General features: G+C 59.6%; 17 protein-coding genes. 1 reads left to right on the forward strand and 16 read right to left on the reverse strand.

The features are described from left to right. The 11 genes from ACC569_RS12070 to petA form a co-directional block, all read right to left on the reverse strand. Positions 1–1,530 (reverse strand): diguanylate cyclase domain-containing protein (locus ACC569_RS12070; protein ID WP_372523783.1); only part of this gene is annotated, 1,530 nt, incomplete at its 3' end. A gap of 240 nt (positions 1,531–1,770) precedes the next feature. Continuing rightward, a complete protein-coding gene (locus ACC569_RS12075) occupies positions 1,771–2,154 on the reverse strand; it encodes a DUF423 domain-containing protein (protein WP_372523784.1) in 384 nt (127 codons plus the stop codon). 36 nt (positions 2,155–2,190) lie between these two features. Continuing rightward, positions 2,191–2,625, reverse strand: coding sequence for an ion channel (locus ACC569_RS12080; protein WP_372523785.1), 435 nt, complete (start codon positions 2,623–2,625; stop codon positions 2,191–2,193). A gap of 115 nt (positions 2,626–2,740) precedes the next feature. After that, on the reverse strand, positions 2,741–2,956 hold the full coding sequence (locus ACC569_RS12085; RefSeq protein WP_372523786.1) for a hypothetical protein: 216 nt from the start codon (positions 2,954–2,956) through the stop codon (positions 2,741–2,743). Positions 2,957–2,989: 33 nt separating this feature from the next. After that, complete coding sequence (locus ACC569_RS12090) at positions 2,990–3,481, reverse strand: O-acetyl-ADP-ribose deacetylase (protein ID WP_372523787.1); 492 nt, start codon at positions 3,479–3,481, stop codon at positions 2,990–2,992. Between the two features lie 18 nt (positions 3,482–3,499). Next, entirely contained in the window at positions 3,500–3,829 is a 330-nt protein-coding gene (locus ACC569_RS12095; RefSeq protein WP_372523788.1) for a hypothetical protein, read from the reverse strand. 99 nt (positions 3,830–3,928) lie between these two features. After that, entirely contained in the window at positions 3,929–4,327 is a 399-nt protein-coding gene (locus ACC569_RS12100; RefSeq protein WP_372523789.1) for a ClpXP protease specificity-enhancing factor, read from the reverse strand. Between the two features lie 45 nt (positions 4,328–4,372). Beyond that, a complete protein-coding gene (locus tag ACC569_RS12105; RefSeq protein ID WP_372523790.1) occupies positions 4,373–5,008 on the reverse strand; it encodes a glutathione S-transferase N-terminal domain-containing protein in 636 nt (211 codons plus the stop codon). A 247-nt stretch (positions 5,009–5,255) separates the two neighbouring features. Then, a complete protein-coding gene (locus tag ACC569_RS12110) occupies positions 5,256–5,987 on the reverse strand; it encodes a cytochrome c1 (protein ID WP_372523791.1) in 732 nt (243 codons plus the stop codon). Further along, on the reverse strand, positions 5,984–7,219 hold the full coding sequence (locus ACC569_RS12115) for a cytochrome bc complex cytochrome b subunit (protein WP_372523792.1): 1,236 nt from the start codon (positions 7,217–7,219) through the stop codon (positions 5,984–5,986). Before ACC569_RS12115 ends, ACC569_RS12110 begins: the two co-directional genes overlap by 4 nt. Next, positions 7,219–7,818 (reverse strand): ubiquinol-cytochrome c reductase iron-sulfur subunit, encoded by a 600-nt coding sequence (gene petA, locus ACC569_RS12120; RefSeq protein ID WP_372523793.1) that lies wholly within the window; start codon positions 7,816–7,818, stop codon positions 7,219–7,221. The genes ACC569_RS12115 and petA overlap by 1 nt, the downstream gene beginning before the upstream one ends. 291 nt (positions 7,819–8,109) lie before the next feature. Between petA and ACC569_RS12125 the strand changes: the two genes are divergently transcribed. Further along, positions 8,110–9,273: a Do family serine endopeptidase gene (locus ACC569_RS12125; RefSeq protein ID WP_372523799.1), complete on the forward strand. Its 1,164-nt coding sequence runs from the start codon at positions 8,110–8,112 to the stop codon at positions 9,271–9,273. Positions 9,274–9,304: 31 nt separating this feature from the next. Here the strand turns inward: ACC569_RS12125 and tatC are convergent, their stop codons facing one another. The 5 genes from tatC to hisI form a co-directional block, all read right to left on the reverse strand. Then, positions 9,305–10,156 carry a twin-arginine translocase subunit TatC gene (gene tatC / locus ACC569_RS12130; protein ID WP_372523794.1) on the reverse strand — a complete coding sequence of 284 codons (852 nt, stop codon included), beginning with the start codon at positions 10,154–10,156 and terminating at the stop codon, positions 9,305–9,307. After that, positions 10,125–10,565 (reverse strand): Sec-independent protein translocase protein TatB, encoded by a 441-nt coding sequence (gene tatB / locus ACC569_RS12135; RefSeq protein WP_372523795.1) that lies wholly within the window; start codon positions 10,563–10,565, stop codon positions 10,125–10,127. Before tatB ends, tatC begins: the two co-directional genes overlap by 32 nt. A gap of 27 nt (positions 10,566–10,592) precedes the next feature. Beyond that, positions 10,593–10,847 carry a Sec-independent protein translocase subunit TatA gene (gene tatA / locus ACC569_RS12140; protein ID WP_372523796.1) on the reverse strand — a complete coding sequence of 85 codons (255 nt, stop codon included), beginning with the start codon at positions 10,845–10,847 and terminating at the stop codon, positions 10,593–10,595. 80 nt (positions 10,848–10,927) lie between these two features. Next, positions 10,928–11,248: a phosphoribosyl-ATP diphosphatase gene (locus ACC569_RS12145; protein WP_372523797.1), complete on the reverse strand. Its 321-nt coding sequence runs from the start codon at positions 11,246–11,248 to the stop codon at positions 10,928–10,930. A gap of 1 nt (position 11,249) precedes the next feature. After that, on the reverse strand, positions 11,250–11,642 hold the full coding sequence (gene hisI, locus ACC569_RS12150; protein WP_372523798.1) for a phosphoribosyl-AMP cyclohydrolase: 393 nt from the start codon (positions 11,640–11,642) through the stop codon (positions 11,250–11,252). Positions 11,643–11,709 lie beyond the last annotated feature (67 nt).

Consider the following 11,709-nt stretch of genomic DNA (forward strand, 5'->3'; position numbering starts at 1 on the left):
CGTCTGCGGATCGTTGCCGTCGTCGGGATAGGCGCTGATGCCAATACTGGCCCCGACGGTGTGCGTGCCGTGCTGGCTCACAACCGGCTGCGACAACATGTCGAGCAGCTTGCACGCCACGATATAGCTGCGCGAGACATCGTCGAGATCGGCGAGCAAAACACTGAATTCATCGCCTCCGATGCGGGCGACGATATCCGTCTCCCGCATCATTTGCTGCAAGCGAACGCTGAGTACCCGAAGCAGTTCGTCGCCGGCTACGTGTCCATAGGTGTCGTTGACGGGCTTGAATTTATCGAGGTCGATATACAACACCGCCAACCGATGCCCGTGACGACGCGCGCGTGCCATCGCCTCGCGGCAAAACCGCTCGAACTCCGCCCGGTTCGGCAGGCCCGTCAGCGGATCGTGGGTCGCGAGGTGTTTGAGCCGTTCCTCGTGGACCTTGTGCGGCGAAATGTCGTTGAACACCGCGATGTAGTGGCTGGCCTTTCCGCGGCGCTCGTCGTGCACGGCGCTCAGGCTCAGATGCACGGTATACAGTTCACCGTTCTTGCGCACGTTCCAAACCTCGCCTTCCCAGTGACCCGCGGTCCGCGCATCCGCCCAGATGGCATAAAGCGTCGGTCCGGGAATCTTCAGCGTCTGCGGGCGGGTGAATAGATGGCCGACAACCTCCTCGGGCGCGTAACCCGTGATCGTCGTGAATGCGTGATTGACCGCGATGATGCGTCGCCCGGCGTCCAGGATCATGATGCCGTCCGCGGTGTGCGCGATCGCGTTGGCCAGAAGACGGTAGTCTTCTTCGGCGCGCCGGATTCGGATCATGACGCGCGCTGTCAGGTAAATGCCAAGCACGACCAGAATCGAAACGATCCCGAAGACGGCCCACGTCAGCGTGGACTTCAGCCACCGCACCACCTCGCCGAGCGTGACGGTAAAGGTGTCCTCCAGCGGCTTCACGCCCACGTCGACGGCGCGCACCTGCTCGAGGATATCCTCGATGCGTTTCCGGGAGGGCGCCGCGGAGGAGATTTCGGCATGCAGGTCGTCGCCCACTCCTTGCAGCCGGGCGATGTAAGCGTCGCCTTCCTCCCATATAGACACTGCGCGCTTGAAGTAGAAATATTCCGCACAGCAACGGTAGAGGCGGACCATGCCAGGAACGTCATCGGGGTGGTTGCCGCCCCCCAGCAATCCGGCGTAGGCCTTGATGTAATCGAAGTCAGGCTTGTCCATTTCGATCCGTGCCCGATGATCGCTCAACGGTATCGAGAGAGCCTGCTGGTAACGTTCGAAATACGCCGGCTCGTGCGTCTGGGCGTACAGTGTGAGCGCGTAGACCGCATCGCGCTGGGCCTTGGTCCACAGACCCTCGCCAACCACGTAGCCGCGGGCAGCGGACAATATCTCCATCGCACCCAGCGCCAGCAACAGCGAGATAATAATGATGCCAAAAGAGAGACTGAAGACGGGAACGAACCGTCTCACGAAGCTAGCACGCCCGGAAATGTTAAGGACATCCTGCATAGCGATCCCTTGCATCCGCCGACCGGACCACCAGCACGGAATCCCGCTTGAACCGCCAATTGCCAGTGGCTTTCGGCTCTAAATTAATTCTAGTCCAGAAAATCCGAGACAGTCAGAAATGACCTAAATACACGGCAGAAAGAGAATTATCGGCGGCGGGACGCGGGGAATTTCACGCAACAAAATTGTGACTATGACGGAACTATTATCGTTTTGCCTGCTGACAATTTGTCAGGCGCATCAGGGTAACTTCACAATCGCCACCACAAACAGAATCCACGCAACAATAAATAATATTCCTCCGAAGGGTGTGACCATCCCTAACCAGCGCAGCCCGCTAATGCTCAACACGTAAAGGCTGCCGGAAAAAAGAATGATGCCGACCAGCATCAACCACCCGGACCACCGAAGATAAGCCGAGCCAGATATCTGCGTCGCCACCAGCCCCACCGCCAGCAGCCCCAGCGCGTGAAACAGATGGTAGTGAACCCCCGTCTGATACACCGCCAGCATCTCCGCCGTCATCCTTGTCTTCAGCCCATGCGCCCCGAACGCGCCAAGCAACACAACCAGCGCGGCATTAATACCACCGAGAATCAGAAACACTTTTGCGGTCTGCGGCATAAAGAAGCGAGTATACGGTCAAGCGGCCCCTGCGCACTAATCCCGCTCTCTGAAGTCCCAGAATTTTTGCATGGCCAGATAGGTAAACGACGCCGACCAGCCGATGAGCAGCAGGCCGTTCAACGCCTCGATACCTGTAATCAGGCGCAGGGGACCCAGCGGATAGATGTCGCCCAGACCGATGGTGGTATAAGTCTCGGCGGAAAAATAAAGATAGGACGCAAAATTGTCGACAAAATCGCCGCCGAAATTTCCGAGATCAAAGTGATCCTTGAGAGAATAATAAGCCAATGCGTAGAAACTGATTTCCAGAAAGTGGCCGGAGAACGTGGCAAACAGAATCACGAGTAACCTCGCCCGCGGCCGTATCCGGATTCGGGGAACGTAGGCTGACAGCAAGCGCAATACTTCGTAGTGCGTGAATGTGCTTAGAACGACCAGCAGCGCCGCAAGGATGGATGCGATTAACATGACTGGTTCATTTCTTCATCATGTGCGCCTTCATAGCTCTTTCGATAGTGGCGTTGTAAATTTTTTACTAAGACACGCCGGAACAGTATAAGTTTCTGTCCATTGCCGGTATGGGTCAGAAGTAATACGCACCTCTTAAATACACCAACTTCCCCGTGGAGGCAAAAGATGAAGTGCCCGCCACCGGCGCACCGCCATATTCCGTTCCTCTGTTCCCGGAAGGCAGATTGACTCCCGCTATCAATTGCACATTCTGCAGCCAGTCGTACATTCCGCGGAGTTGGAGATACTTGCTGCCGTCGTCCAAATTGGCGATCAGGTTAGTATACATAGGGATTTGTTCGGGAATCGGAAAAGAAACGCTTCAGGACATCAACAGCTTTTCGTACAACACCTTATCTCCTGTGCTGAAGCAGCAGGCGATGACCTCGTCGAACTTATTCTCGTACTCCCTCATGACCATCACGGCGATCTTCGCGGCCTCGTCCTTGGGATAGCCGTAGACACCGATGCTGATGCCTGGAAACGCGATGGTCTTGATACCGTGTTTATGCGCGAGTTCCAGTGAGTGGCGGTAACAATTGGCCAACAATGCCGGTTCGTGATGCTGCCCGCCGCGCCAAACCGGCCCCACCGTGTGGATCACCCACTTCGCGGGGAGTTTGAAACCGGGCGTGATTTTCGCTTCGCCGGTGGGACAACCGTCGAGCGTGCGGCACTTCGCCAGCAACTCCGGGCCGGCGGCGCGGTGTATCGCACCGTCCACGCCACCGCCACCGAGCAGCATTTCATTCGCGGCGTTGACGATAGCGTCCACCTTGAGCGTCGTGATATCGGCCTGAATCACGCGAATCATGGTGCGACAGGCTTGCTGTCAGCGACCGCCGGGTGTTTCGCCACCCTGCGGCGGCGACATGTCTTTAGGCGCCGGCATATTCAGCAACGGCGAGTCGGCGCGGGCGGGCGCAACCCGGCGCATTTTTCCGCTTTCGTCCGGACGCGGCGGTGACACGCGGATGGTCGGTGACATCTTCACGGCCTCCCGTTTTGGCCGTTCGGCGGGGTCAGACGAGCTTTGATCCTTTTGCGGTTCGACGTTTCCCGGCCGTGTTTCATCGCCGGCGCCGGTTTTGGACTCGGCCGCGCGCACGGGCAAGGGCATGAATATCACGGGAAGAATCAGAAGTAGAATAAAAACGCGCATTGTCCGTCTCCCGAATGGGTGATTATCTCTAACATAACCCAAGTACGCGGCGCCCGACACCATCACCACACCGGCGGCGCGAAATGCGCGACGTACGTGTTATTTAACAATGCGAAGCGTCGGGCCCTTGCCCGGCGGTTTGCCGTCGGGCGGTTTATCCTCGGGACCGGATTCCTTCTGTTCTCCGGCCGGCGTTTCCGGGAACGTGATGCCCTGGTTGTTTTCGCGCGCGTAGATGGCGAGCACGGCGGTGTACGGGGCCTCCACCATAAGACTCTGTCCGCCGAAACGGGCAGAGAAGCGAATGGCCTCGGCGGCGAATTCGAAATGGCCGACCGCGCGCGGATGGATGTTGAGCACGATGCGGCCATCCTGGACATAGGCCGGCGGAGCTTTCACGCCCACGGCGGTGGCGTCCACCAGCACCTGCGGCGTGAAGCCGCTGTCCACCGCCCAGTCGTAAACCGCGCGGATCAGGTAAAGCTTAAGTGGGGTCATGCGCCGTCACCAGCGCGCGAAGTGTCGGGACGCGGGGCGCGCGGTTCACCGGGGACGCGCGCGCATCGCCTTCTCCGCTTCGGTCAACGAGAGCTTGAAGGATTTGCGCGCGAAGATGCGCTCGGCGTAGTCGAGGATGGGTTTCGCCTGGCGCGGGAGTTCGACGTCCCAGCGGTCCAGGCGCCACAGCAGCGGCGCGAGCGAGCAGTCCACCAGCGAGAACTCCTCGCCGAGGGAAAACGGCTGTTCCTTGAAGATCGGCGAGATCACCGTGAGCCCGTCGCGCAGCGCGTGGCGCGCGCGCGTGGCCGCCTTCTTGTCGCCACCGGTGATGTCGTGAATCAGGGTGTACCAGTCGCGGTCGAAGCGCACCAGCATCAGGCGCGCGCGGGCGCGCGAGACGGGGTCCACCGGCATCAGCGGCGGATGCGGCAGGCGCTCGTCAAGATATTCGTTGATGATGTTCGACTCGTACAGCACCAGGTCGCGGTCGACCATGGTCGGCACCTGATTGTAGGGATTGAGCTCACCCAGTTCACGCGGTTTTTTCGTGAGGTCGATCTCGATGATCTGGCACTCGATGTCCTTCTCGAAGAGAACAATGCGCGTGCGGTGGCTGTAGGGATCGCTCATCCCCGAATAAAGCATCATGATTGGCTTGCGCGCCGCGGGCGTCGTCATCGCGTTGTCTCCGTTATGCAATGTCATACCCGGAGAGCGGCTACCGCCGTCCGGGAATCGCCCCGGTTATTGATCCGGCACGAATACTCTTGAAACGCAGATGGTACAAAAAATGCCACTGTGTGCTTGCCGTGGTGCTGTCGTGCCGGATCAATAACAAAACACTTATGATTGCCCGATTATCGAGTCGGTAAGACAATTTATCCGAAACCAACGTAGCGGATTGCCAGGCATGGCGCTTCAATAATCAGTGTACGTCCTTCCAATATTCCTTCTTCAGCAGGTAGGCAAATACCAGGAATACGGCAAGGAAGATTAACACGTACAGGCCGATCTGGTAACGGACTAGTTTGGCCGGCTCGCCGAGATAGACCAGGAAATTGGTCAGATCGCGCATGGCGTCGTCATAATCTTTCGCGCTCATGCTGCCGGGCCGCTCCAGCTCGAAACCCTCGAATTCATCAACACCGTGGGCGTCTTTCTTGAAGGCGGCGCGCTGGTCGCCCTGCCATTCGTAGAGCACGTGCGGCATGGCCACGTGCGGGAACACGACGTTGTTCCATCCGGAGGGCGACTTGGGGTCGCGGTAGAAACTGCGCAGATAGGTGTACACCCAGGCTGGTTTGCGCGCCCGCGCGATCAGCGACAAGTCGGGCGGCGCCACGCCGAACCACAGCTTGGCGTCGTCTTGCGGCATCACCGCCTTCATGAGGTCGCCCACCTTGTCCGCGGCGAACAGGAGGTTTTCCTTGACCAGTTCTTCGCTGATGCCGAGGTCATGGCCCATGCGGTTGTAACGCATGTACGAGGCGCTGTGGCAGGACAGGCAGTAGTTGACGAAGATGCGCGCGCCGCGCTGCAGCGAGGCAGTGTCGCTGAGGTCGATGTTGACGGGGTCGAGCTTCGGGCCATGTTCCGAACTGGCGAACGCTCCGGCCGGCAGGACAGCCAGAACAAGAAGGATCAGGAACTTTTTCATTTCGTCGTCACCCTTTCCGGAACCGGCTTGGTCTTGTCAATTTTGGTATACAACGGCATCAGGACGAAGAATGCAAAATAGAGCACCGTGCAGATCTGCGCAATAATGAGGTTCGGACCCGCTGCCGGTTGGGTTCCAAGATAACCCAGGGTGAGGAAGGCGACGACGAAGATCGCCAACGCCGTCTTGTATATCCAGCCGCGGTAGCGGATCGACTTGACCGAGGAGCGGTCCAGCCAGGGGAGGAAGAAGAAGAACACGATCGCGAGCCCCATGAAGATCACGCCCCAAAGCTTGGCCTCAATCCCAAAGAAGGCGAACGTGTTCGCGCGCAGGATCGAATAGTACGGCGTGAAGTACCACAGCGGCACGATTTCCGGCGGCGTGTGCAGGATGTTGGCCGGCATGAAGTTGTCGGGCTCGAGGAACCAGCCGCCTAGTTCCGGCGCGAAGAAGATGACGGCCGAGAACAGCATCAGAAACACCGTCACGCCGACGATGTCCTTCACCGTGTAATACGGATGAAACGGAATGCCGTCGAGCGGAATACCGTCCGGGCCTTTCTTTTTCTTGATCTCGACGCCGTCGGGGTTGTTCGAGCCGACCTTGTGCAGCGCCACGATGTGCACGAACACCAGCGCCGCCAGGATGAGCGGTACCGCGATCACGTGGAAGGCGAAGAAGCGGTTCAAGGTCGCGTCCGACACCACGAAGTCGCCGCGCATCCACTCGGAGAGTATCGGGCCGATCAGCGGAATCGCGTCGAACAGCGAGAGGATCACCTGCGCGCCCCAGTAGGACATGTTGCCCCACGGCAGCAGATAGCCCATGAACGCCTCGGCCATGAGCGCGACGAATATCACCATGCCGACCAGCCAGATGAGCTCGCGTGGATTGCGGTGCGACCCATAGAGCAGTGCGCGGAACATGTGCAGATACACCACGATGAAGAAGAACGAGGCGCCGACGGAATGCATGTAGCGCAGCAGCCAGCCCCAGTCCACATCGCGCATGATGTACTCGACCGAGGCGAACGCCAGTCCCGTGTCCGGCTTGTAGTGCATGGTGAGGAAAATACCGGTGACGATCTGCATCACCAGCATCAGCAGCGCGAGCGAGCCAAAGTAATACCAGAAGTTGAAATTCTTGGGCGCGTAGTATTTCGCCAGATGCTCTTCCCATACCTTGGTCAGCGGGATGCGGTCATCGATCCAGGCCAGCAGCTTTTGCATCACGCGGCTCCTTTCTGATCAACACCGATGATAAGGCGTGTGTTGGTCAGGTAACTGTATGGGGGCACCTGCAAATTGGTCGGCGCCGGGACGTTCTTGTACACCCGTCCGGCCAAATCGAACTTGGAGCCGTGACACGGACAGAAGAACCCGCCGGGCCATTCATCACCCAGGCCGGAAACGGCGCCGGCCTCCAAACGCTGGGCCGGCGAGCAACCCAAATGGGTGCAGATGCCGACGAGTACGAGATACTCGGGCTTGAGCGAACGTGTCTCGTTCTGCGCGTAGCTTGGCTGCTGATCGACCACGGAGGATTTCGGATCAGCGAGGACTTTCGTGTCTTCGGAAAGCGATTTTAGCATCTCCGGCGTGCGGCGCAGGATCCACACCGGTTTGCCGCGCCATTCCACGGTCAGCAACTGGCCGGGCTCGATCTTGCTGATATCGACCTCGACCGGCGCGCCGGCCGCCTTGGCGCGGGCGCTGGGCATCATGCTGAGGACAAAGGGGGTGGCCGCAAAAGCCGCTCCAACGATTCCTAACCCGCTGGTGATCACCAGTAAACGCCGTCGGCGCGGATTGACACCCTCTTCACTCATGTAACCCCCCTCGATCTTTAAGGCGCAAAAAATAAAAAAATCACGCGTAGCGGCGCAATTTTCTGAAATGAATCAGGCAATTGTTCAGAAGAACCCATCATGGCCTACAAAAACGGCGCATAGGATTATATAACGATTCGCCTGAGTCAAGCGCTTAAATCAAGTCGCGCAGGCAATTTTTTTCACATAAATCCGCCCACCGCCCGCCATGTCGCCCTTGGCGCAGCACGCGGGGCGACTCTTCGATAGAATTGGCATCCCATCAATCCAGCTTTCGGGTCGAATATGCGGCTGCGCCCTGTCCTGTCCTATCTAGCCCAGGCGATCGTCCTCGGACTGGCCATCGCCTTCCTCGTGACCTATTTCTGGCCGGAGATCGCCCGGCGCGAGGTCCCGACGGTCGAAATCCGCCAGACCGCGCCGGTGGCGGTGAAGCGCCCGGCGAACGGTCCGTCTTCCTATGCCGCGGCCGTGGACAAGGCCTCATCCGCCGTGGTCAACATCAACACCGCCAAGGTCGTGACGGTACGGCCGCATCCGTTCTTCGACGATCCGGTGTTTCGCCAGTTCTTCGGCGGCGCGGACGATCTGATCACGCCGCGCAAGCGCGTCGAAACCAGCCTCGGCTCCGGCGTCATCATGAGCGAACAGGGTTTCATCCTCACCAACCATCACGTCATCCAGGGCGCCGACGCAATCCAGGTCTCGCTGCAAGACGGCCGTATGGCGCAGGCGAAGCTGGTCGGCAGCGATCCGGACACGGATGTGGCGGTGCTAAAAATCGACTTGAAGAAACTACCGGTCATCACGCTCGGCCATTCCGATAATCTGCGCGTCGGCGACGTGGTGCTGGCCATCGGCAATCCATTCGGCGTCGGGCAGACGGTCACGATGGGAATCGTCTCCGCCACCGGCCGCAACAAGCTCGGCATCAACACCTTCGAGAACTTCATCCAGACCGACGCCGCGATCAATCCCGGCAACTCGGGCGGCGCGCTGGTCGACGCCGAGGGCAATCTCGTCGGGATCAATACCGCCATGTTTTCCCGCAGCGGCGGTTACCAGGGAATCGGCTTCGCCATCCCCACCAGCCTGGCCGAAGACGTGATGAAGGAAATTCTGCAACACGGCCGCCCGGTTCGCGGCTGGCTCGGGGTCGAGGCGCAGGCGATCACGCCGCAGATCGCACGCGCCCTCGAACTCGACGACACCCAAGGCGTGGTGGTGGTCGGCGTGATGCGCGGCGGGCCGGCACACCGCGCGGGCATGCAACCGGGGGACGTGATCGTCGCGATCGACGACAAGAAAATCACCGAGGCGCGCGAAGCGCTGATCGCGATTTCCAACCGCAAACCGGGAAGCCGCGTGAAACTGGAAGTGCTGCGCAACGGAAAATCGCTGACGCTGGAGGCCACGGCCATCGAACGCCCGGCACGGGCCGCGCTGACCGAGTAGAGGTCGCGCGGAAGTCACAACGCGCAGAGCCTTATTTTTTCCTGCCCCTGCCCTTGTCTGTGCCGGTGAAAGCCTTATCGTGTTTCTTGAACTCGGCCTCGATTTCTTCATCGGTCAGATTGCGCCTTCCGCTGTCCACCGCGGCGTCGGCGGCGCGTTTCAGGCGGCGCGCGACGAACAGGCCAATCTCGAAAAGCACAATCATGGGAATAGCGAGGAAGAACTGCGAGAAAATATCCGGCGGCGTGAGCACCGCCGCCACGATGAACGCCCACAGGATCACGTAGGGGCGCTTGCCGGCGAGCGTTTCAGGATTGATCACGCCCATGCGCGCCAGCAGCACCACCGCCACCGGGACTTCGAAGGAAATTCCGAAGGCGAAGAACATGGAGAACACAAAATCGAGATAGGAGCGGATGTCGGTCATCATCGTCACGCCCGGCGGCAGGGCATGCACGAAAAATCCGAAAGCCATGGGAAACACTACGAAATAGGCGAAGGCCATGCCGCCGTAGAACAGCAGGGTGCTCGAGACGAGCAGCGGCAGCACCAGTCGCCGTTCATGGCGATACAGCCCGGGGGCGACAAACGCCCACAGCTGGTACAACAGGACGGGTATCGTGATCACGATGGCGACCGCCAGCGTGAGTTTGATGGGCGTGAGAAACGGCGAGGCGACTTCGGTCGCGATCATGGTCGCACCGGCCGGCAGGACCTTCATCAGCGGCTTGGCCACGAGCGTGTACACGTCGCTGGTAAACGGCAGCAGCGCCCCGAACACCACGGCGATGGCGATCACCGCGTAGAGCAGGCGATCGCGCAGCTCGAGAAGATGGGAGATAAGGCTGCCTTCAGGGGTGCCGGGTTCTTCGCGTTCCGCCATGTTTCCTTCCAGGCCGGGATTTTTTTGTTGATTTGGCGCGCGCGCGCTTTACGGGCGGGGCAAACGCCGCCGCGTCCACGAGGGCGGTCAGTTTCGGCGGTTCGTCCGAATGGATGGTGTGGGCCGCGGAAGCCGCGGCGGTTTCCGTGAATCCCTTGATGAGGTCGCCCGAGGTACTCTGCATCAGGTTCCGGGTGCTATCGAGTTCTTCCCGGAGTTTGCGCAGCTCCGCCAGTTCATCCTGATGAATTTCGCGGTCGAGATCCTGTTTGACGTTGTTGATGAAGCGCCGCAATTGCCCCATCCACTTGCCCGCCGTCCGCGCCACCTCCGGCAAACGCTTCGGCCCCAGCACGATCAGTGCGATGAGGCCGATCACCACCAGTTCCGAGAAACCGACGTCGAACATCGCGCGCGTCCTTGGTGGTGAACAGGCTTAGGTTTTTTTCTTCTTGACCTTGGAGGTCACCTCGGCGTCGATGACGCGCCCGGATTCGCCCTTGATTTTCTTGGGTTCGGCGCCGTTACCGGATTCCGGCTCGTGACTCTCTGCGCCTTCCTTCATCGACTCCTTGAAGCTCTTGATCGCGCCGCCCAGATCGCTGCCAATGTTGCGCAACTTTTTGGTGCCGAAGATCAGCAGAACGATGATCAGTACGACAAGCCAGTGCCAGATGCTGAAAGAACCCATTGCAATCTCTCCAGAATAAATTCGTTCGTGCTGATGTTAAAACCACCCGGCCGACGTTCGCGTCCGGCGGATGACCTTCGCTAACGTCCCTGGCGCGAGGCCTTCTCGTCCAGCCCGGACACGCCAAAACGGCGGTCCAACTCAGCCAGGATATCATCCGGCTTAAGCCCGGTCTGCGCAAGCATGATCAGCGTGTGAAACCACAAATCCGCCGTTTCATGCACGATCTTCGCCCGCTCACCGCTCTTCGCCGCGAGCACCGTCTCGGTTGCTTCCTCGCCGATCTTTTTCAGGACAGCGTCGAGCCCCTTGGCGTACAGTCCCGCGACATAGGAACTCTGCGGATCGGCGCCCTTGCGCGCCTCCAGCACCGCGGCCAGCTTGTTCAGCACGTCGGACATGTCATTTCTTGCCGTAAATTTCCTGTTCGCTCTTGATCACGGGTTCTACCGTCACCCACCGGTCGCCCTGAAGCTGCTGATAGAAACAGCGCTCGCGTCCCGTGTGACAGGCGATCCCGCCCTTCTGTTCCACCACCAGCAGCACCGCATCGTTGTCGCAGTCGAGACGGATGTCCTTGACTGCCTGCACATGCCCTGACTCCTCGCCCTTGCGCCACAGTTTCCGGCGCGAGCGTGACCAGTACACCGCGCGGCCTTCCTGCGCCGTCGCCGCCAGCGCTTCGCGGTTCATCCACGCGAGCGTCAGCACCTTGCCGCTGCCGGCCTCCTGCGCGATCGCGGGCACCAGCCCGTCGCTGTTCCATTTCACCGCATCGAGCCAGGAGTCATTCATGTTTTAAACCGCCAAGAACGCCAAGTAAAGTTCAGAAATAATAACAGGAATTAGCGCCTCGCTGCTC

The organism is Sulfuricaulis sp. (assembly GCF_041499725.1).
In the GTDB taxonomy this organism is placed as follows: Bacteria; Pseudomonadota; Gammaproteobacteria; order Acidiferrobacterales; family Sulfurifustaceae; genus Sulfuricaulis.